This is a genomic window from Edaphobacter sp. FHG110511_03, assembly GCF_059115365.1.
Genome location: NZ_JBZYWL010000001.1, coordinates 2,270,396 through 2,292,019, shown reverse-complemented (window position 1 = coordinate 2,292,019; position 21,624 = coordinate 2,270,396). Strand labels below are relative to the sequence as shown.

19 protein-coding genes are annotated in these 21,624 nt (G+C 58.9%); 8 read left to right on the top strand and 11 right to left on the bottom strand.

Annotated features, from left to right (window positions below; genetic code table 11):
* The 4 genes from AC5S26_RS09380 to rpsL form a co-directional block, all read right to left on the bottom strand.
* Positions 1-111 (bottom strand): GTP-binding protein (locus AC5S26_RS09380; RefSeq protein WP_494184631.1); only part of this gene is annotated, 111 nt, incomplete at its 3' end.
* A gap of 73 nt (positions 112-184) precedes the next feature.
* The gene (gene fusA / locus AC5S26_RS09375) at positions 185-2,281 is read right to left on the bottom strand and encodes an elongation factor G (RefSeq protein ID WP_494184584.1); all 2,097 of its coding nucleotides are present in this window, start codon (positions 2,279-2,281) and stop codon (positions 185-187) included.
* 92 nt (positions 2,282-2,373) lie between these two features.
* Positions 2,374-2,844 (bottom strand): 30S ribosomal protein S7, encoded by a 471-nt coding sequence (gene rpsG / locus AC5S26_RS09370; protein WP_494184583.1) that lies wholly within the window; start codon positions 2,842-2,844, stop codon positions 2,374-2,376.
* Between the two features lie 91 nt (positions 2,845-2,935).
* Positions 2,936-3,319, bottom strand: a complete 384-nt coding sequence (gene rpsL, locus AC5S26_RS09365; protein WP_014263802.1) for a 30S ribosomal protein S12 — start codon at positions 3,317-3,319, stop codon at positions 2,936-2,938.
* A gap of 745 nt (positions 3,320-4,064) precedes the next feature.
* Here rpsL and AC5S26_RS09360 point away from each other — a divergent pair.
* Together AC5S26_RS09360 and AC5S26_RS09355 are read left to right on the top strand one after the other, a co-directional pair.
* Positions 4,065-6,155 (top strand): S9 family peptidase, encoded by a 2,091-nt coding sequence (locus tag AC5S26_RS09360; protein WP_494184582.1) that lies wholly within the window; start codon positions 4,065-4,067, stop codon positions 6,153-6,155.
* A gap of 167 nt (positions 6,156-6,322) precedes the next feature.
* Positions 6,323-8,794, top strand: a complete 2,472-nt coding sequence (locus AC5S26_RS09355; protein ID WP_494184581.1) for a hypothetical protein — start codon at positions 6,323-6,325, stop codon at positions 8,792-8,794.
* Positions 8,795-8,880: 86 nt separating this feature from the next.
* On the opposite strand, the gene nusB is transcribed toward AC5S26_RS09355, so the two are convergent.
* The gene (gene nusB / locus AC5S26_RS09350; RefSeq protein ID WP_494184580.1) at positions 8,881-9,303 is read right to left on the bottom strand and encodes a transcription antitermination factor NusB; all 423 of its coding nucleotides are present in this window, start codon (positions 9,301-9,303) and stop codon (positions 8,881-8,883) included.
* A complete protein-coding gene (gene ribH / locus AC5S26_RS09345; protein WP_494184630.1) occupies positions 9,303-10,190 on the bottom strand; it encodes a 6,7-dimethyl-8-ribityllumazine synthase in 888 nt (295 codons plus the stop codon). The genes nusB and ribH overlap by 1 nt, the downstream gene beginning before the upstream one ends.
* A 92-nt stretch (positions 10,191-10,282) precedes the next feature.
* On the opposite strand from ribH, the gene AC5S26_RS09340 reads away from it, so the two are divergent.
* From AC5S26_RS09340 to AC5S26_RS09325, 4 genes are all read left to right on the top strand, one after another.
* Entirely contained in the window at positions 10,283-11,077 is a 795-nt protein-coding gene (locus AC5S26_RS09340) for an enoyl-CoA hydratase/isomerase family protein (protein WP_494184579.1), read from the top strand.
* Between the two features lie 59 nt (positions 11,078-11,136).
* The gene (locus AC5S26_RS09335; protein WP_494184578.1) at positions 11,137-11,697 is read left to right on the top strand and encodes a hypothetical protein; all 561 of its coding nucleotides are present in this window, start codon (positions 11,137-11,139) and stop codon (positions 11,695-11,697) included.
* A gap of 181 nt (positions 11,698-11,878) precedes the next feature.
* Positions 11,879-13,393: a monocarboxylate uptake permease MctP gene (gene mctP / locus AC5S26_RS09330; RefSeq protein WP_494184577.1), complete on the top strand. Its 1,515-nt coding sequence runs from the start codon at positions 11,879-11,881 to the stop codon at positions 13,391-13,393.
* A 92-nt stretch (positions 13,394-13,485) separates the two neighbouring features.
* Complete coding sequence (locus tag AC5S26_RS09325; protein ID WP_494184576.1) at positions 13,486-13,950, top strand: DUF1440 domain-containing protein; 465 nt, start codon at positions 13,486-13,488, stop codon at positions 13,948-13,950.
* Between the two features lie 15 nt (positions 13,951-13,965).
* Here the strand turns inward: AC5S26_RS09325 and AC5S26_RS09320 are convergent, their stop codons facing one another.
* Entirely contained in the window at positions 13,966-15,018 is a 1,053-nt protein-coding gene (locus AC5S26_RS09320) for a purine nucleoside permease (RefSeq protein WP_494184575.1), read from the bottom strand.
* A gap of 167 nt (positions 15,019-15,185) precedes the next feature.
* On the opposite strand from AC5S26_RS09320, the gene AC5S26_RS09315 reads away from it, so the two are divergent.
* The gene (locus tag AC5S26_RS09315; RefSeq protein WP_494184574.1) at positions 15,186-16,070 is read left to right on the top strand and encodes a hypothetical protein; all 885 of its coding nucleotides are present in this window, start codon (positions 15,186-15,188) and stop codon (positions 16,068-16,070) included.
* Here AC5S26_RS09315 and AC5S26_RS09310 read toward each other — a convergent pair.
* From AC5S26_RS09310 to yoaA, 4 genes are all read right to left on the bottom strand, one after another.
* Positions 16,067-16,750: a 7-carboxy-7-deazaguanine synthase QueE gene (locus tag AC5S26_RS09310; RefSeq protein WP_494184573.1), complete on the bottom strand. Its 684-nt coding sequence runs from the start codon at positions 16,748-16,750 to the stop codon at positions 16,067-16,069. The genes AC5S26_RS09315 and AC5S26_RS09310 overlap by 4 nt on opposite strands.
* A 20-nt stretch (positions 16,751-16,770) precedes the next feature.
* Positions 16,771-17,148: a 6-carboxytetrahydropterin synthase QueD gene (queD, locus tag AC5S26_RS09305; protein WP_494184629.1), complete on the bottom strand. Its 378-nt coding sequence runs from the start codon at positions 17,146-17,148 to the stop codon at positions 16,771-16,773.
* Between the two features lie 85 nt (positions 17,149-17,233).
* Positions 17,234-17,479 carry a hypothetical protein gene (locus AC5S26_RS09300; RefSeq protein WP_494184572.1) on the bottom strand — a complete coding sequence of 82 codons (246 nt, stop codon included), beginning with the start codon at positions 17,477-17,479 and terminating at the stop codon, positions 17,234-17,236.
* An 8-nt stretch (positions 17,480-17,487) separates the two neighbouring features.
* Positions 17,488-19,536: a DNA repair helicase YoaA gene (gene yoaA, locus AC5S26_RS09295; RefSeq protein ID WP_494184571.1), complete on the bottom strand. Its 2,049-nt coding sequence runs from the start codon at positions 19,534-19,536 to the stop codon at positions 17,488-17,490.
* 140 nt (positions 19,537-19,676) lie between these two features.
* Between yoaA and der the strand changes: the two genes are divergently transcribed.
* On the top strand, positions 19,677-21,485 hold the full coding sequence (der, locus tag AC5S26_RS09290; protein WP_494184570.1) for a ribosome biogenesis GTPase Der: 1,809 nt from the start codon (positions 19,677-19,679) through the stop codon (positions 21,483-21,485).
* The last annotated feature ends 139 nt before the right edge of the window (positions 21,486-21,624 follow it).

Sequence of the window (21,624 nt, the reverse complement as noted above, 5' to 3'; positions counted from 1 at the left end):
CGACAACACCTTCGTAATCGCCGCCGTCAGCGTCGTCTTGCCGTGATCAATGTGCCCAATCGTCCCAATGTTCACATGCGGTTTGGAACGATCAAATTTCTCCTTCGCCATTGCTCTCTCCGTATTTCTTGAACTTCTTCAGTTCTTCAAAACTGCGTTACCGACTGATGACTCAACCGTCGAACTAAACCTTGGCTTCCTTGCCCTGTACCTTGGCAATGATCTCTTCCGAGACCGACTTCGGAGCCTCTTCGTACTGCTTGAACTGCATTGAATAATTTGCACGGCCTTGCGTTGAAGAACGCATGTGGGTCGCGTAACCAAACATCGTGCTCAGCGGTACCGTCGCCTTGATTGCCTGAGTTCCGCCAACCATCTCCATGCCTTCGATACGACCACGGCGAGAGTTCAAGTCACCGATGATTGTTCCCATAAACTCTTCAGGAACCGTAACCTCGACATCCATCACAGGCTCAAGCAGAACCGGCTTCGCCTTGCGGGCGGCCTCCTTGAAGGCCATGGAACCGGCGATCTTGAATGCCATTTCGTTCGAGTCGACGTCGTGATAGCTTCCGTCGTACAGCGAAACCTTGATGTCGACCATCTCGTAGCCGGCAAGCACGCCGCGAGTCATTGCGTCCTGAATGCCCTGGTCGATCGGCTTGATGTACTCCTTGGGAATCGTGCCGCCCTTGATGTCATTCGAGAACTCGTACCCTTTGCCCGGCTCATTGGGCGAAATGCGGATCTTGGCATGACCGTAGTTACCCGAGCCGCCTGTCTGACGGATGTACTTGCCCTCCGCCTCAGCGTTCGAGCGGATTGTCTCGCGATAGGCCACCTGCGGCTTACCGACGTTGGCCTCGACCTTGTACTCACGCATCATGCGATCGACGATGATCTCGAGATGAAGCTCACCCATTCCGGCGATGATTGTCTGACCCGAGTCAGGATCGGTGTGTACGCGGAAAGTGGGATCTTCCTGCGCGAGCTTCGCCAGCGCCATACCCATCTTCTCCTGATCAGCCTTGGTCTTCGGCTCAACCGCGAGCTCGATAACCGGGGCCGGAAAGTCGATCGACTCGAGCACAACCGGAGCCTTGTCGGTGGAGATAGTGTCACCGGTAACGAGATTCTTGAGACCAACTGCCGCGCAGATATCGCCCGCAAGGATCTCGGTGATCTCTTCGCGCTTGTTGGCGTGCATCTTCAAAAGACGGCCGATACGCTCGGTCTTGCCAGTGCGGGGATTCAAAACCGAATCGCCGGTCTTCAGCGTGCCCGAATAGACACGGATGAAGATCAGCTGGCCGACGAACGGGTCGGTCATGATCTTGAAACCGAGCGCAGCAAAAGGCTCATTGTCGTCGGTCTTGCGGATGATCTTCTCCTCCATATTGTCGGGGTTCGAACCCACGATCGGAGGAATATCCAGGGGACTGGGCAGATACTCAACCACAGCGTCGAGCAGTGTCTGCACGCCCTTGTTCTTGAAGGACGAGCCGCACAGAACCGGGAAGATCTTCATCCCGATGGTCGCTTTGCGGATGCCAGCCTTGAGCTGCTCCACCGTCGGCTCCTGACCCTCGAGATAGAGAGCCATAAGATCATCGTCATGCTCAGAGACCGCTTCGATCAGGAAGTGACGCGCTTCGTTGGCCTTCTCGAGCAAATCAGCGGGAATCTCTTCAACCGAATACTCCGCGCCCATCGTCTCGTCGTGCCAAAGAATCGCCTTCATCATGACCAGGTCAACAACACCGGCAAACTTCGCCTCCGCACCGATCTGAATATTGATCGGCACCGCGCGAGCGCCCAAGCGATCAACGATCGTCGAGGTTGCATAGACGGCATCTGCGCCTGCTTTGTCCATCTTATTGATGAAGCAGATACGGGGAACCTTGTACTTGGTGGCCTGGCGCCACACCGTCTCCGACTGAGGCTGCACACCAGCAACCGCGTCGAAACAAGCAACCGCACCGTCGAGCACACGGAGCGAGCGCTCCACCTCGGCCGTGAAGTCCACGTGGCCGGGGGTGTCGATGATGTTGATACGGGTGTTCTTCCAGGTGCAGGTCGTCGCAGCGGAGGTGATTGTGATGCCGCGCTCCTGCTCCTGCTCCATCCAGTCCATGGTCGCAGTGCCCTCGTGCACTTCGCCGATACGGTGGGTAATGCCCGTATAGAAGAGAATGCGCTCGGTCGTCGTCGTCTTACCGGCGTCGATGTGCGCCATAATCCCGATGTTCCGGCAACGATTTAGAGGTGTAGTGCGTGCCACGATTGATCTCTCATCTGCGGGATTTCCCCGCGGTAAAACTGCGTTGAACCTAAAACTTCAAACAAAACGAATTCTGCCCAGAGAATCTTTCTTTACCACCGATAATGCGCGAAGGCCTTGTTCGCCTCTGCCATACGGTGAACGTCTTCCTTCTTCTTCATCGCCGCGCCACGGCCATTCGCCGCATCCAGCAGCTCGGCAGTCAGCTTTTCAACCATGCCCTTCTCTCCGCGAGCGCGACCGTAGGTCACCAGCCAGCGAATCGCCAGCGAGGTGCGGCGCTCGGGGTTGACCTCGATCGGTACCTGATAGTTGGCACCGCCCACACGACGGCTCTTTACTTCAAGCAAAGGCTTTACATTCTCGACGGCCTTCTTGAAGAGCTTCAGGGCCTCGTCTCCGCCCTTCTGCTCGAGGTTCTGCATCGAGGTATAGAAGATGCTCTGCGCGGTTGACTTCTTTCCGCCCCACATCATCGAGTTGACGAACTTCGTCACCAGGGTGGAGTTATAGACCGGGTCGGCAGCGACCTCACGCTTTGCGATGTAACCTTTTCTCGGCATTCCTTCTTCTCTTCTTCCTCCAGGACCGTGAACCTCTCAAGACCTGGACCTGTTATCTATGTAGAACTTCAAAACTTCTGACAACTACGACCTACTTCGCCGCAGCCTTAGGACGCTTCGCTCCATACTTCGAGCGGCTCTGCTTGCGATTGGCCACACCAACCGAATCCAGCGTTCCACGCACAACGTGATAACGAACGCCCGGCAGATCCTTCACACGACCGCCGCGGATCAGCACAATCGAGTGCTCCTGCAGGTTATGGCCGATGCCCGGGATGTAGGTCGTTACTTCGATGCCGTTGGTCAGGCGAACACGGGCAACCTTGCGGAGAGCCGAGTTAGGCTTCTTCGGCGTCTGGGTATAGACGCGGGTGCAGACGCCACGGCGCTGGGGCGAACCCTGCAAAGCTGGGCTGGCAGTCTTATAACGAGTGGGCGTGCGGCCCTGCTTGACGAGCTGATGAAACGTAGGCACTCGAACTCCTTGATGTTGCAAAACCTAAACATTTGTCAGGCGCACACATAAGTCTCTCGCGCCACCCTGCGACACACACGCAAAAGTGACTCGCGAAGGACCCTGCTTCGCGTCTGTAAAAACCCTTTACAACCAGACGAAAACAGTCGACGGTGGCCGGGTCTGCCGACACAATCAAGGCCTTAGCCTCTCAGGTCTGCCCAACTCCGTTTCGCTGCTCCGGCCCGCATAGCCCATCCTAGGTGGAGGGTGTCGCAGGCACGTAATCGATGGGCCGCAGGCCCTTTGCTTCCTAAATTTAGGTCGCCCCTGCGGTTTCTCTTTATTCTTGTATCCAGTATAGCGCAAATCTGCGTTTCCCATCCTTATACGAGACGGGGAAATCGTTGGACTTGCCTGGGCTTTTCTCCGCCCCCGCGCTTTTGTTGCCTTCTGCGCGTTCCGGATACTCGCGGAACCTTATGAGAATAGCAACTTCCTCGTGTAGCGTCAACTTTTCCTTCCTTCCGCAGCTGCGGAAGGATAAGCCAGCCCTCTTTCCCGATATCTGTGACGGTCTAAGCCAGCGGGAACGGGACCCCTCCCCCATACTTTTTTTCGCAAAGTCTTATATCAAAACAATTTAGCCTGGTACTTCCTGTTGCCTGGATGGGCGAGGCTCCCGGTCGGCGAGGGGCAGGGGCACCCTTTTTCGAAGAGGTGTTTTGTCAAGTTTCGCGGATCTGGTCCGTGCTAGCCTTCGTGAATGGTTTTCGTACGTTCTCGCACCAGCTTTCTGCTGTCGTCCTGTCTTCTCTTTGCCTCTGCAGCCAGCCTTTCAGCCCAGAAAGAAAGCCTTCCTCATCCTAGAGATGAGCGCATCGGCTCTCTCCTGGCTCAGCTGGGAGCTACGCGCAATCCTATGGAGGCGGCTATCTCGCCTGACGGCAAGACTGTTGCATGGTCCTTCCACAGCTCCGAGGGATACGAGCTCCATTTAAGCCAGACTGATAGTTCAGACCCCGCGAAGAGCACCGTGATTAAACCTGCGGGTGGAACTTCGAGCTGCGGCAGCGATTCTCCGGTATGGTCGCCAGACGGCAAGACACTTGCGTATGCCTCAACCTGTACGTCCGAGCAAAACAGTCAGCCACAGATCTTTCTGTGGTCGAAGAAGACTGGAGAGTCGCGACAACTAACCCACGTGATCGGAACCATCGATGACATGGCGTGGTCGCCCGATGGCAAATCGATCGCGTTTCTGTTTGTAGAAAACGCAACACGCTCCGCTGGAGCGCTTGCAGCTATGAAGCCGTGGGCAGGTGTCATTGGCGAGGATGGCGTCGAAGTGCAGCATGTCGCTGCGGTCGAAGTCGCCAGTGGCTCTTTTGCACAAGTCACCCCGGCGAAGCTGCATGTCTATGAATTCTCGTGGTCTCCCGATTCAAAACATCTGGCCTATGTTGCAGCTGCACCGCCTGGCGAAAATAACTGGTGGGTTGCAAAGCTGTACACCTCAGACTTCAATCACGAAATAACAAAGAATGGCGACGTCAACCTTCATCCCGTAGACCCAGATGTGCGCGCGATTCTGGACACGCAACATATCTCCGGCCCGCTTCACGGGCTGCAGATCGCTCTTCCGCGCTGGTCTCCTGACGGCAGACAAATTGCTTTTATCGGCGGCCTGATGAGCGATCAAGGCTCGACCGGCGGCGATATCTGGGTCGTTCCTTCGAACGGTGGTGAGCCGAAGGACTTGACGGCGAACCGTCCTTCGACGCCGGCTTATTTTGGATGGATCAACGACAAGACGCTCAGGATCTCGGAGCATGTTGGCGGAAGCTCGCGCATCGTGGTTTATCACATCGACACCGGCGAGGATGATCCTAAGGAGACGGTGACCTTTCCTGAGTCGATCGGTTCGGGAACCTCGGTGATGAGCGTCTCGATTGCGCACAACGACGATATCGCCCTCGTTCGTAGCTCGTTCGAGCATCCGCCTGAGGTGTGGGCAGGGCCGATGGCAAATCTAAAGCAGATCTCTCATCTGAATGACTCGGTAAAGCCCCTGTGGGGCAAGACTGAGAATGTGGACTGGACGAACGAGGGCTTTCACGTTCAGGGCTGGCTTCTTTATCCGACGAACTACGATCCCTCGAAAAAATATCCTCTCCTTGTCAGTGTCCACGGTGGCCCGTCCTCCGCCGTCACTCCCCACTGGCCGGGGGTCGGCTATGGCGCGGTTCCCTTCTCGGCGCTCGGCTACTTCGTCTTCATGCCCAATCCTCGCGGCAGCTACGGGCAGGGTGAAAAATTCACGCAGGCCAACGTCAAGGACTTCGGGTACGGCGATCTGCGCGACATCACTGCCGGCATGGACACCATCGAAGCTCGCCTTCCCATCGACAAAAATCGCGAAGGCCTCACCGGATGGAGCTATGGAGGCTTTATGACCATGTTTGCCGTCACGCAGACAACGCGTTTTCATGCCGCCGTTGCCGGGGCCGGGATCAGCAACTGGAAGAGCTACTACGGAGAGAATTCCATCGACCAGTGGATGATTCCGTTTTTCGGTGCAAGCGTCTACGACGATCCGGATGTTTATAAAAAGAGTTCGGCGATCGAGTTTATCCAAAAGGTCAAAACTCCAACACTGGTCGTCGTCGGAGACCGCGATGGAGAGTGTCCGGCTCCCCAGAGCTTCGAATTCTGGCACGCTCTCCGAGCGGAGGGAGTAAAGACGCAGCTCGTCGTTTACCCCGGCGAAGGCCATGCCTTCCGTGCTCCCGAGCATCGAAGAGACGTGCTCGAACGCGCCCTCGACTGGTTCGAAACCCAGATGCCGGCGAACTGAAAGACACAAACTACGCGGCAGCCGAAACGAGCGAGTAGCTGCCGCGTCCAAAAAGACAGCTCTGTCATTTGCTTCCGGGACTTTCGCTTTATACACTGAAGCCTCGGGAATTCCAGCGTCTGCGGTGAAACCGTTCAGCTCGTGTTCCGGTTGAACGGGGAGGTTCAATGCGTCGGTTTGTTACTCTAGCAAGTTTGTTTCTCTTCTCAATCCCATTCGGCATCTCTATCTCGGGCTGCGCCAAGGGCGGTACCAAGGCGGTCTTCTGCGGCGGCGGCGACACTGGCCCCATCGTCGGCACGGTCAATACAATCACGCTGACCCCCAGGATCTTCGGCATCTCGCTTAACCAGGGACAGATCGGGCAGGTCACCTCGCCTCAGGCAACGGACTGCAACGGCAGTTCGGTTACCGTGTCCTCGTATACCTATGGTGTCTTCGACGCCAACGGTCATCAGTCGAACGATCTGTTGCAGATCGCTGACGTCGTTCCGTCCGGTGTCAACGCTGGCAAGCTTTGCGGCGGCAACTGGAACCGCAATACCGGCGGCGGAATTCCTGACTTCACCACCTGCAACCAGACCGGAAAGTCTGGCCAGGTTTACATCGTTGCCAGCGGCGGCGGCGCCACCAGCAATCCACTGCCGATCTTCGTGCATCCGAAAGTGACCAGCGTCGTCCTGGGCAATCCAACGACCGCCTGCGCCGCCACCGACAGCGACGTTGAAGCCCAGAATCAGTCTTCTAACTGCTGCGCTCTCTCGAAGCAGGCGACCGTCACGGCCGCTCCTTACGATGGTGTCTCCTGCATCTCACAAGGCCAAAGCCGCCAGCTGGTCGGTCGTGCCTTCGATATCAATGGAGCTAACATCACCTGCAGGGTAGGCCATCTTAACTTCGCAGCGCAGTTAGCGACAACCGCCACGATTGACGAAAATGGTATCGTCACCGCGCAGCAGCCCGGCTCTACCGTCATCAGCGCCGACTTGACTCAAGCAGGTTCCAGCGCAGGATTCTTCTCCACCTGCCCACCGGTTTCCATTGATCTCACGGTTCCCGGCGCGAGCGGAGGCGTACGCAGTGCGACCGTTAACCAGAACACCCCGCAGCCGCTCAACGCAATCGCCACAGATCAGAACGGTACGATCCTGACCGGCCTTAGCCTGAACTTCGTCTCCACCACTCCGATCACCATTCCAGTCGCGTCTACTGGAATCATCACCCCCGCCTTTCCTGGAGCGGCATCGATCACAGCAATCTGCCAGCCTCCTACCTGCAATCCATCGCCCCAGAACGCGATCGGACTCTTAGGGAACGGCAAGCCCATCGCGTCGGGTCCGGTGAACATTACGACGCCGGGCGCTAACAGCACCCAGCTCTGGATCGGAAGCACTCAATCGCGTTACATTCTGCCGATCGACTTCACCAACCCCACGCTCGGGGCTCCGGTACGGCTTCCCTTCGCTCCCAACTCGATGGTGATCTCCAACGACGGCTCATCCATCTATATGGGAACCCCAACCGAGTTGATGATCTTCAACGCCGGAACGAACAGCCTCTCGCGCGAAGACGTCTCCGTGGCCGGTCAGGTACTGGCGGTCTCCCCGGATGGCTCCTCGCTGGTGATCTCCGACCCGCGCAAGCAGCTTATCTACCTCTACTCAACGGCCGCAGCAACCGGAACGGGAACTGGGAGCGGAACAACAACGACACCCACGGCTACATCGAACTATGGCGGCGTAGCCACACACGCGCAGTTCACCCAAGACAACCAAACCGTTTACATCACGATGGGAACGCCCGACCCTACCGATCCCACGAACCCCGATAAGATCACCCCAACGAATCAGATGCTGGTCCACTCGACCTTCACCGGCTGGTCGCAGATCACGCTCCCTAACCCCGCCTCAGATGTAGCCATCACCGTTCCCAACGTTGGAGCCTATCTCGCCGGATCGCCCACCACCGGCCGCACCTACTGCTCCAGCACCACCATCTCCGGAACCGGCTCAAATCAAGTCACCAGCAACGACTTCTATCCGCTGGCTGACACCGAAAACGCAACCACTGACCGAGTTGTTGCAACCAACGATGGATTGCACATCCTAGGCGCGACCATCTCCAATGGCGGTACCTTGTCCGATCTCACCTTCAACAAGGCACTCCCTCCGCCACCGCCGGACAGCGCGAACGGCACCATAGGCGCTTGCCCATCCGGAGTCGTAGACCCCGCCTACTTCACCCCGAACCGTGGCTCCCTGAATACGCATCCCCTGGGCGTGACCGCTGACAGAATCACCAGTCTCATTCCCACTTCGAGCTCCAATCTGGCCTTCATCACTTACACCGGCAGCGGATCGCTTCCGGTTTACACTCCGGCCAGCCAAGCTGTGACCCAGGTGACCCTGACGGGGGCAACCGCACCCGTGGCAGGCACCATCAGTTCGGACAACCTGACCGTCTACATCGGCACATCGGGTGACAACAAGGTTCACCTGATCAACACCCAGAACCTCACGGACGATCCAACCAAAGCCATTACCCCCAACCTGCAGCTCTTCATCAACAATAACGACGTTCCGTCCACCATCGTGACTCCCAACCTGATTGTCCAGCATCCGCGTAAGGCGACCTCGTAAGAGGTCACCGCACGCAGTCACAGAAAACAAAAAGCCCTCTCATAACGAGAGGGCTTTTTACTGCTTCTGCTCTGAATGCGTGCTCGTCAGGCGAGTCGCTGTTTCAGTAGATCGCGCGCAATTGCATCCAGCACGCCATTCAGGAATTGGATCGACTCCGGCGCGGCATACCGTCGTGCCACTTCAAGCGATTCGTTGATGATGATCGCCGCCGGTGTGTTTGGGCTACCGAGCATCTCGGCCACAGCGGCGCGGATCAGGTTGCGGTCGACCACCGCCATACGCTCAAGCCGCCAGTTCTGTGCATGCGCCTCGATCAGCTTATCGATCTCCGGCTGCTTCGCTGTAGCCACGCGGTAGATGTCTTCGGCAAATGCTCGAGTATCGTCGTCTACGTCATCTCTGGTATCCCAGAAGAGCTTCGCAACCTGCTCCGGCGTCTGCTTGCCCAGGTCACCCTGAAAAAGCATCTGCATGGCTAGTTCGCGGGATTTGCGTCGTGTCCCCATTACTTCCCGTCCTCTTCCGCGCGAATCTTCCGCTGAATCGAGACCATCTCGATAGCTGCAATCGCCGCCTCAAATCCTTTGTTCCCCGCCTTGACTCCGGCGCGGTCCAGCGCCTGCTCGAGGTTTTCGCAAGTCAAGACGCCAAAGGCGTGAGGAATGCCTGTCTCCTGCTGCGATTGTCCGATTCCACGTGCGACCTCGTTGTAAATCGCCTCATAGTGCGCCGTCTCTCCGCGCAGCAAACAGCCCAGGGTCACGATGGCGTCAAATCGTTTCGTCTCTGCCAGCGTTCGGGCCGCCGAAGGAATCTCCCACGCGCCAGGCACACGCACAATCTCGACGTCCGCCTTCACAGCGCCGCTGCGGTACAGACCATCCAGCGATCCCTGCAGGAGACGATCCGTGATCACCGCATTCCAGCGTGCAGTCACAATCGCAAAGCGCATTCCCTGCGCCGAAAGATCTCCCTCAATGGCCACTGGCTTGCCGTGCAGCGGATTCTCCGACTGCCAGAAGCCAAGCACCAGCCCATCCGAAGGCCCATCCTGCAGTTTTACCGTGAATAGCCTGCTGTTCCAGTCCGTCAGCTCGGGCGAGGTCAAAAGCATGGGGACCTCTTCGCTGCGATAGTTGGCCAGCATCCACCTCTCCACCTCTGCATGAATTGCGTCGAGCCCTACGACCTCGATCAAAACAGGGGGCACAGCGGGTGTTCTTCCCGTCATCAGTTCCAGATTTCCCATAGGAGCCAGAAGCGCCGTCCCGCGCCCAGTCTCGTCCTGCCATCCCTTTCCCTGTTCAAAACCGAGAGCCAGCATAAGGCGGCCAAATTTGTCGAGAGCGTCGGCGGAGGCCACCTCGCGAACCAGCGTCATTCCCTTGATCATGAATTCGATTGTATCGTTATCGTTCAAAGGCCCGGTGCGCTCGCGGCCAGGCATCTCAGACGCTCACAAATGCTCGAAACTGGAGGAAATCCATGTCCCACGCCATCATCTCTGAAACCCTCCTCTGCGAGATTGAAGACCGGGTTGCTCTCGTCACTCTGAACCGGCCACAGGTCCTCAACGCCCTAAGCGCCCAGGTCTTCACCGATCTGAAGAGCATCTTCTCCGAGCTGGCCGACGACGACGAAGTCCGCGTCATCCTTCTCACCGGCAGCGGAGAAAAAGCCTTTGCCGCCGGCGCCGATATTAACGAGCTCGTAGGGACCAATCGGGCAACGGGACAGGCGTTGTCACGCCGCGGGCAAAGTATCTTCAACGAGATTGAGACCTGCGGCAAGCCCGTCATCGCTTTGATCAACGGCTTCGCACTCGGAGGGGGATGCGAGCTTGCCCTTGCCTGCACCTTTCGAATCGCAGCCGATACGGCGAAGCTGGGCCAGCCGGAGGTCAGGCTGGGATTGATCCCCGGCTATGGCGGAACGCAGCGCCTCCCGCGGCTGATCGGCCCCTCGAATGCCCTTAAGCTGCTGCTCACCGGTGCTAGGATCGACGCCGAAGAAGCATTGCGGCTGGGACTGGTCGACGAAGTCGTTCCTCTCTCGGATCTCCTTGCTCGGGGAAGAGAGCTTGCCCGCTCCATCCTTCCCATGGCCCCTCTCGCCGTCGCTGGCTGCCTCGAGGCTGTCTACAAAGGCGCAGGCCACGAGCTGGACGCCGCACTCCGCACCGAAAGCCGAATCTTTGGCCGACTTTGTAACACCTCCGATAAAGCCGAAGGAACCCGCGCCTTTCTTGAGAAGCGGCCTCCTTCCTGGACTGGCCAATGACCGGTACCCGGTGCCAGATGGGCAAAAAAAGCCCGGATCTTGGTATGCTGATACTCGATATGCAGACTTTCACTGGCCGATTCTCTCTTCCGATCGTCCTCGCCAGCGCCCTCGTCTTTCCAGCCGTCCTGATCGGCTGCAGCCGGAACTCCGCCTCCGCCCCCCCTACCTCTGCCGTGACCGAACCGAGACAGGATGCCCTCGATGCGGCGCGCCAGCAGCTGGATCTGATTCCGCCACCGTCGAAGACCCGCTATATGGCCGTACACAGTCTCACCTCCTGGGAGAATCCCTACATCACCGTGCAGGGCGGGATGGTCACGCTTCACGTCCTCATGGCGGATGCCAACACGAGCGCGCTCGGACAGGGTGGAATGCTGCGGCCCGTAGGCGCTCGCCGCCAGAATCTCGACATCCGCATCAGCGATCTTCCTACAGCGCTCAACGCCATCCCCCAGAGCGCATGGCCCTACGGTCGAGTCATCGCCGTCGAAGAGGCCCATGAGATCCCGGTAAAGGCCCGGCCTCCGGTACGACGCAACGTCGAAACGGTTCTCAAAACTCTCGGCGACCTCGGTGTCGTCGCTTACGAATGGACCGATAACGGCCGTGGGCTTTAGCCCATCCTCGTCTCGAGAAGCTCGTCCTCTGAGCGAAGTCGAATGGGAATCTCTATATTTTCTGCCCTTCGCAGATTTTCCAGCTTTGAAGAATCCACGAATGATCATCCCTTCCCTAAAGCGTGAATGCTTTGATGGGATAGGATTCTTGTTAGTTCAATTCACACGGGAGTACCGCTGATTGCACTCAACCGCGCTCGCTGTCTTCTGCCTCTTCTTTTTTCTGGTCACCCTGGCAGGCTTCTGGGCAGCGAGGTGGCGGCGTCCCGCCTCCGGCATCGCCTCGCTTGAAGAGTGGGGACTGGCAGGGCGCAGCTTCGGGACCTGGATCACCTGGTTTCTCATCGGCGGCGACCTCTACACCGCCTATACCGTCATTGCCGTGCCGGCAGCGCTCTACGGAGCCGGGGCGATGGGATTCTTCGCGGTACCTTATGCCGTCATCGCCTATCCCTACATGATGGTGGTGCTTCCCCGCCTGTGGCGCGTCTGCCATCGTCATGGCTATGTGACCTTCGCCGATTTCGTCAGCGGCCGCTACGGCAATCGCTGGCTGACCATCGCCATCGCCCTTACAGGCGTTCTGGCTTTGATGCCCTATATCGCACTGCAACTGGTTGGAATGAGGGTCGTCATCTCCGCCATGGGTCTGCACGGCGAATGGCCTCTGGCTGTGGCCTTCATCATCCTCGCCGCTTACACTTACTCGAGCGGCCTGCGCGCACCGGCCGTCATCGCCGTCGTCAAAGACGTGATGCTCTACATCATGGTGCTGGCCGCGCTGATCGTCATCCCGATCAAGCTTGGCGGCTACGCACACGTCTTTCAGCTCGCGAATCAGGCGCTCGCGACCCACACTCCCGCAGCGACCATCTATCTGAAGCCCGGCCAGTTTTTAGGTTATTCCACGCTTGCGATCGGATCGGCGCTTGCCCTCATGCTTTATCCGCACACCGCGACGGCAGTCCTTTCGGCGAACAGCGCCAACGTCGTCCGTCGCAACGCCGCGATGCTTCCCGCTTATAGCTTCCTGCTCGGACTGATTGCCCTTTTGGGCTATCTTGCACTCGCCGCAGGCATCCACACTACGGATACCAGCTCTGCGGTCCCGCTGCTCTTCCTCCAGTCCTTCCCTGAATGGTTCGCGGGTTTCTGCCTCGCTGCCGTCGCGATAGGCGCGCTGGTTCCGGCAGCAATCATGTCGATTGCCGCCTCCAATCTCTTCACCCGCAATCTCTACGGCGAATTCGCAAGCCGCAAGATGAAGCCCAGCGAAGAGTCCGCCATGGCCAAAATCGTCTCCCTCGTCGTGAAATTTGGAGCCCTGGCCTTTGTCCTCTATCTCCCCACTCCTTACGCCATCGAGATGCAGTTGCTGGGCGGCATCTGGATGTGCCAGCTGGTTCCGTCCATCGTCATCGGCGTCTTCTCGCGGTGGTTCCATCCCTGGGCTCTGGTCATCGGATGGGCCGCTGGAATGGCCTCGGGAACCGCAATGGCCGCCTCGCTCCACCTCAAGAGCTCAGTCTACCCCTTGCATCTGCCTGCGTGGCTCGGTGGCACCTGGGCGATGTACGCGGCGATTCCTGCGCTGCTGCTCAACTTTGCGATCTCGGCGCTCCTGACACTCGTCTTCCGCGCTGCGGGCCTACGTTCCGGCATCGACTCCACCGATGCCTCCGCTTACGTCGGATAAACTGCGATACGGCAAGTTTCAACCCCATGCACAGCCAGTACAATCGCCAACGCATCCTACTAGCCTGATATCGCCTGTCGAGGTGAACACCAGTGAGCACACGAAACAGATCCATAGCTAAAGGAGCCATCGCCGGGCTCCTGGGAGGACTTGTTGCAACGGCGGCCAAATCCTACGTCGAAAAGATCTTTCCTCCCCGCACCCATCGCGAGCCAGAGCCGCCCGCCATACTCACGCGCAAGCTTGGGGGACGGGAGCTTACGGTTCAGCAAAAGCGTGTAGCGCAGGAGACGATGCATTGGGGCTTCGGGGCGACGATGGGAGCCGCCTACGGAGCGCTGGCCGAGTTCTACCCTCCCGCGACTTCGAAACAGGGAGCCAGCTTCGGCATGGCGCTTATCGCGTTGAGCCATGACAACGCGCTTCCGATTCTCGGCCTCAAGGCAAATCCGGAGGCGCAAACCAGACGCGAACGCACCAGCGAGCTCGCCTCTTATGTTGCCTACGGTGTTGTCACCGAAACCGTACGCAGCATCGTCCGCCGCATGATTAACTGACCTCTTCCCGCGGGATCACTGCGCTGGAAGATGATCTCTGGTGTCGCTCCAATGGGCGACGAGCGCATCCACCACAACATGAGCCACTCTGTAGGCCGAGTCCAGCGACGGCATATACGCGCTGTACTGTCGAATCTTCGTCTCCGCCAGACTCTCCGCCGCAGTCGCGCCTTCGCGCTGCTGGTCATAGTTTGAAGCAGTTCGAAGCACCAGCACCCGGTTGATGTCGACCTTGCCCGCCCTTGCCAGCCACGTAAGCGACTGCAGCGTTCCTGTGTCTTCCATCCCGCAGACCGCGTATGTGCTCTCTCCATCTGTCTGGTACTTCACCCAGTCGTGCGCCCACTCGCTCATCAGCTTGCCATGCCAAAAAGTAGAAGCCGAGAGATTACCTCCCCGCAGCACAAAGGGAGCACGCTTCGCCGCCTCCGGCGCAAACTGTTGCCTTCTCTCGCGCATCGCCAGAGTATCTTCCAGCTTGATCTCCTTCGTCATCGCGAAGGCCCAGTCCACCAGGCTGGAGTTCAAACGATAGACGTTTCCATCGTCGCCGAATCGCGCCTGCCGAGGCTCTTCGTAGGGTACTGACTTCCCCAGCGGGACATACCCGGTCTTCCATTCCTTCGGGATCTCGCGGGCGTCGATCTCATGCGCCAGGTCGCCATCGACGACGTAATCGGCCCACACCGCAGATCCCAGCGAGCCCATATGCGGATCAATCCCTGCGATACCTGCAACCACAAAATAGGCATGGCTCAGATCGAAGCGAGAATCGCTTCCCAGCGCCATGATCGTAGCCGCCGCTCGTGCCGTTCCCACTCCTGTCAGCACACCCAGCACACCGTCTCGATTCATCCGCAGGTCGTGATAGCCCGCCGGGAAGGGCAACACGGTATCGAGATGCTCGCGCTCCACCCAATACTGGTGCTCCCCGGGAACGTCGCCGGTATCGGCACCTACCTCAAACATATTGACGACAACCACTTTTACTTCAATGGGCTTCGTCGGAGCCTGTGCAAGAGCGCACGAAGTCGCCGCAATCAGCAGAACAGTAGAAAATATGCGCATAAAGACAATGCTAGCGCATGAATCCTGTGTATTCCTCTCGCGAAAATAACAGAAAACAAACTTTTGGCCGTGATCCCGCGGCATAGACTGTCGCCATGTTTTCAGGATCGCGCAGCAGGGACATCGGTCTGATACCGTTTTTGTTTGCGCTGCTCTGCATCAACCCCATGCTTTTTGCACAGGGTACGCCGAGAACCGCATCGGACATGGAACTGCCGCTGGCGGCGGAACAGACCGCCCAGGCCCTCGGTCTCAAGCCGTTGTTCGACCGACTGCACATGCTCTCAGCTCAGCCAAATCCTTCCGACCGTTGGGAGTTGCTCTTTCTGCAGCAGCAAGCCCTTTTGCAGGTTACCTCCGCCTCATTGCAGGTCGATGCGTCAGCCGAACAGGTCGACTCGGAGATCGCCGAGATCAGGGAGCTGGAAAACTACATGAGCTCGCGTCGCGACTCCAGAATCGCCAGGCTGAATCTGACCGCCTTGATCATCGGGGGCGCAGCCGGTACAGTCAGCTCCGCCCTGGGCTTTACCTCGCACGACTACGCAGCAGCGGCGATCGGCGTTGCGGGAGGTCTTGCCGCCACAGCCATCTCTTTGACGGGCCTTCATGTCAGCCGCGGAGAATCGCGCGAGTTGCTCGCCCAGAGCAACATGCTCAGCAAGGTCTTCGCGCATCCCTCGGATGCGAATAATGTCTATCCGCAGGTCGTCGTCTCCTTTATGGACTCTATTGCTCCAAACGATGAAGACGGCCTGTCGCGGCAGGATCGGCTGATTCGCAACTGGGTTGAGGTAGGAAGAATCCCCGATCCAAAGTCCTCCCGGGGCCAGGAGAAGATCGACCGCCTCACCAGCCTGCCAGGGGAGAAGGTTAAACAATCCATCTCCGACCTGGAGGACCGACAGGCGATGCTCTACGACCTGCGCGTCCGGCTGAACTATATGAAGCTGGACCTGGCAATCCTGTTAGCCAGTCTTCCTACGATCAAGCTTCCTGCAGAGACGGAATCTACCCTGCTCACGCCATCCCACACAACGGACAGCCACTAAACGCCCTTCTTCTGCGGCTCCCAGATGAACTTGTGAATCTGCAGCGAAAGCCGCGCCGGCAATCCGTCCTCCAGCATCCAGTCGACCAGCTTGCGAGGATCGAGCGTCATATTGTCGGCGGTACGCAAGGGGCTCGGAAGCTTCTGAAACGCGGGAGAGAGCAGAATCTGCCCTGCTTTGTGCTCAAGCGCATGGTCGCGAATGAACTCCCGTGCAAACTCGTAATCAGCGCGATCCGAAAGGACGAACTTCACTTCGTCGCTCTTCGTCAAAGCATCCAGATTCTCGATACGGAAGCTGTTCGCCGCACTGCCCGCACCGGGACACTTCACATCGACAATCTTGTGCACCGCCTCGGGAACCTCTCCCAGAGGACGCTCGCCAGAGGTCTCGATCATCAGGGTGTACCCCTCGGCCAGAAGACGCTCCATCAGCGGAAGAAGCTCACGCGACTGCAGCATGGGCTCTCCGCCGGTGAACTCAATCAACTTACACGGGGCAAGGGCTTCAATCTCAGCTACGATCTGGTCCTGCGCAAACGGCTTGCCGCCGGTGAAGGTGTACTCGGAGTCACACCAGGCGCAGCGCAGGTTGCATCCGGCCAGCCGCACAAAAATGCACGGAACCCCGGCGAAGGACGATTCGCCCTGGACGGATTTATAGAGCTCAATCAGGTACATGGTGTAGCTACTCTTCCCGGCTATTCGTAGAAACGCGCGAAGCTCGTATCCGTCTCGTAGAGCGTGCAGTCCTTCACCTTCACACGGCCGGAGGTCATCTCGCGAAGCTGCTTCGCTGTCTCGTGGTAAAAATACCGCGCCAGATTCTCGGCGGAGGGATTAATCGTCGTAAACGGCTCCAGATCGTTGATCATCTGGTGATCGAGATAGTCCACCACCGGCCGCATCACCTGCTTCAACAGCTTGAAGTCCAGGAGCAGGCCAGCCTCATCCAGCTCCTCGCCAATCAACGTGACGAAGACCTTATAGTTGTGGCCGTGCGGATTCTCGCACTTGCCGCGATAGTTGCGCAGGTAGTGGCCGGAGGAGAAGCCGGCTTCTACGGTAACCTCGAACATGGTGTTTCCAATACCTTTCAGCGGGCTGCTGGAAAGAAGACAGAGCAGTCTGGCCTCTTCCCATTGTACCGGTTCCGCGGCTGGCTCACTGTTTGCGGCGCCGAAGGCGGTCTTCGTCGGCACGTCGCTCCGCCTGCTCGAACAGCGAGGAGAGGATGCCTGCGAGCGCAACTACCAGGCCCACCACCATCAGCGCGAGGCCGGTTGTTCGCCATAACGACATATCCCCCGGAGAGCCCGGCTGCTGCGCGATATTGGTGTACGCGATGCCGCAGGAGACGAGCGCGAGAACGAAGAGCGTTGCGGCGAGAATGTACAGGTTGCGTCCCATCGGTGTCTCTATTTTACGGCGGGATCAAAGAACCGCTCGACCTCGCCGATGTCATCCGTTCGACGATACGGAGGCAGACTGTCGAGAAAGATGCGCCCGTAACGCTGCCGCTGAATGCGCGGGTCCAGCAGCATCAGCACTCCTCGGTCCTCAAGCGAGCGAATCAGACGTCCGAAACCCTGCTTCAAAGTAATGACTGCATTTGGAACCTGGTAGTCGAAAAACGGCTTTCCTCCACCTTCCTCGATGGCGCGCATCCGTGCCTCGACCACAGGGTCGGTCGGGACCGCAAATGGAAGCCGGTCGATGATCACGCAGCTCAGCTGCTCGCCCTGCACGTCCACTCCCTGCCAGAAGCTCGATGTGCCGAAGAGGACTGCGTTCGGCGTCTCACGGAACTGCTGCAGAAGAACATGGCGCGGCGCTGTGCCGTGCAGCAGCAGCGGATAAGGCAGCTCGGCCAGCATGCGCTCATAGATAATGCGCATCTGGCTGTAGCTGGTGAACAGGCAGAAGGCGCGGCCCTTCGTGATCTCAAGCACGCGACGGATGCGCTCCGCGGCACGATCGGTGAAGTCAGGGTCACGAGGATCCGGCATCGTTGGCGGCAGATACAGCAGAGCCTGCCGTTCGTACTGGAAATGCGAGGGCACGATCAGCTCGCGAGCCGTCAGCAGGCCGAGACGCTTTCGGATGTGATCGAAGCCACCCGAGACCGTCAAGGTTGCCGACGTCAGCACCACGCTTGAATAGTTGTCGAACAGCGCGGTAGAAAGCAGCTCGGAGACATCGATCGGCGTCGCCTGCAGATGCGTATTCAGCGCAGCATGGCCGTGGCCTCGCGCCAGGCTTCGTACTCCGCCGACCGCACGCCGCTCGATCCAGAAGACCGTGTTGTGGTCGGTCGACTCAAGCAGGAAGGCTAAATGCGCGCGAATATCCGCGGTGCGCTTTCGCAAACCGGAGGATTCTTCGACGTTCTTCACGCGCTCCAGCTCCCCTTCGAGCCTCGTGAGCGCGTTGAGCGTTGCGGTGTAGTAGTCGCCGCTCTCCTCAAGGAAATCCGGACGATTCAGGAATGGCATTCGCCCCGCACCATTCGTGCCTTCCGGAAGTGCCGAGAAGAACATACGCGAGCGATTCTGCAGGGTCGAGCAGGCGCTCTCGATGGCTGACGTGGAAGCCTGCTTCGCCCGCAGCATGATCTCAACATCGCGCACCAACTCATCCACGCGCTGGGTGCTCAGTCCGACCCCGAAGTAGTTCGACGCCACTTCTTCGAGCTCGTGCGCCTCGTCGAAGACTACCGCTGCGGCCTCCGGCAGAATCCCGGCATCCGGCGCGTTCGCGGCCTGCTGCTTGATGCTGAGGTCGGCGAAGAAGAGGTGATGATTGACGATCACGATGTCCGACTCAAGCGCCTTGCGTCGCATCGCCGTGATGAAGCAACGCTCCCAGTCCGGACAGCTCTGACCGAGACACGCTTCCGTGCGAGCATCGATCTTGTGCCACAGTGCAGAGGTCTCGGGCAGGGCGTCGATCTCGGCGCGATCCCCGGTCTCGGTCGTCTTCTCCCACGCCGCGATATGGTGAAACTGCTCGATTTCTTCGAGGCCGTTGAGCAGCGGATTGTCGCGCAGAGCATAGAGTTTGTGACGGCAGAGATAGTTTCCCCGGCCCTTCATGTAGCAGACCTTCAAGGGTCCCAGCAGTGACTCAAGGAAGGGGATATCTTTGAAGAAGAGCTGTTCCTGCAGGTTCTTCGTTCCCGTCGAGATGATGATGCGCTGCTGATTCTCTCGCGCCTTGCGCAGCGCGGGCAGCAGGTAGGCCAGCGTTTTCCCGGTTCCGGTTCCGGCCTCGACGATCAGGTGACGCTTGTCTTGGAAGGCCTTCTCGACAGCGCGGGCCATCTCGTACTGCCCCTTGCGGTGCTCGAAGGCGAGCGAGGAGCGCGAGAGGATTCCTCCGGGCGCGAAGAATTCGTGCAGCGACGGCAGCCGCTCTCCGGGTTCGAGGGGCGGGGGGAGGATCGTGATGGGCGAAGGCGCGGACATAAATGACTGAATCAGGGGCGAAGAAGCGGCAAAAGGCGCGCTGGTTTCTATAATAGACAGGTTGCATTGCGCCGCTACCTAAGTGGCGATTTTGGAATGGTCTCGCCGCGACCTGCGGCGAGGAGAAAGCTGGAACCACGGTGGCAAATAAAGATCAGAAGCGGCTCGGCAAAAAGCACCGTCAGGCCAGTACACGACCCAAGAAGGGTCGGGCTCCCAAAGCCACCCCAACCACCGGCGCCGTCGATCCCCGGAAGCGGAAGCAGCTCTCTGCCAAGAAGGCTGCGGCGGAGAAGCTGAAACGCGTTCCGAAGAAGTCTCCCGAGCGCGAATCGCGTGTGACCCTACGGGGAGACCAGAGGCGGCCTCCAGCGAGCGTAAGGCCGGCACCCGCCCGTCCCGCAGCCAGCGAAGATGCGGACGACCAGCGCGACTGGCGTGAGGCCGAGTTCGAAGCGACGCGTTACACCACGAGTGCCGCGCGCAGCCAGGATTCGGCCGACGTGACGGACGTTAAATTACCGCTGATTGCAATCTGCGGTCGTCCGAACGTCGGCAAATCGACGCTCTTCAATCGCCTGACCGGCTCGCGACGTTCCATCGTCGGCGATGAGCCGGGCATCACCCGTGACCGCATCTACGGCGAGATCGAGTGGGCGGGACGCGATGTTCGCGTCGTCGATACCGGCGGCGTGGTTCCCGATGACGAGGCCCTGATTCCCAGCGAGATCTTCCGCCAGGCCCAGGTCGCGCTGGGAGAAGCCGACGCCATCGTGATGGTCGTCGATGGCCGCACCGAGCTGGTCGCGCCCGACATCGAGCTGGCTCGTCTGCTGCTGCGGGGCGGCAAACCGGTGTTCCTTGCCGTAAACAAGATGGATTCGGTCGAGCTGCTGGCTGGAGCGGAGAACTTCCGCAGCCTTGGCTTTCGCAACGTGCTTCCGGTCTCGGCGGAACACGGAACCGGCGTGGGCGACCTTCTGGATGAAGTCTTCGCAGCCTTGCCTCCTGAGACCGTTGCCGAAGAACCAACCGAAGTCATGCTTACCGCCGAGGACGAGATGGCGGAAGACGAGGACGGCCCGGCGCCTGCCCGCAAGCTGCGCACACACGGCGAGTACGAGCAGAGGGAGACGAAGATCGCCATCATCGGACGTCCGAACGTGGGCAAGTCCACGCTGCTGAACGCGCTGACGGGGACGAAGCGCGCGATTGTCTCGCCCATCGCGGGGACGACGCGCGATGCCGTGGACGAGGTGGTCGAGCGCGGAGGCCACAGCTTCCGCTTCGTCGACACGGCGGGAATTCGCCGCAAGGGCAAGACGAAGCTGATGGCGGAAAAGCTTTCGGTCATCATGGCGCGCAAGCATCTGGAGGCTGCGGACGTCTCCCTGCTGGTGATCGATGCCACCGAGGGCGTAGCTGCGCTTGACGCCAACATCGGCGGCTATGCGCACGAGAGCGGACGATCCGTCATCATCGTCGTCAACAAGTGGGACGCGGTGACAACCGGAAGGGCCGACGGAAAGGAACCAGCGGATAAGAAGGTCTACGAACAGCAGGTTCGAGACGCTTTGAAGTACCTCGACTACGCTCCGCTGCTATTCATCTCGGCGGCGGAGGGCAAGGGCATCGACCAGGTGTTCAAGAAGGTCGAGCTGGTGGCTCGCGAGCGGCGCAAGCGCGTCTCAACCGGGAACATGAATCGCTTCCTGGAACGGGTGGACTTCCAGAAGGCTTCGGTTCCGATGTCAAAGCGGGTGAAGATCTACTACATGACGCAGGCTGCCGTCGCTCCTCCGACCTTTGTGCTGTTCACGGACAAGGATGTGAAGCTGCATTTCAGCTTCGAACGATTCCTGGCCAACCAGATCCGGGACAGCTTCGGGTTTATCGGCTCGCCGATCTGGTTCAAGGTGAAGGCACGGAACAAGAAAAAGACGGAATAGGAGGGTAGACCGGCCCCCTACCAAACTTGCGCAAAGTCTTCCATCCAGATGGTTTAGCTTCGGACCTCTGATTCAAGTTCTTGCATTGACAAGGCTTACATGCAAAGTATTGGAATCAGAGGTTTTATTTCACCCCATC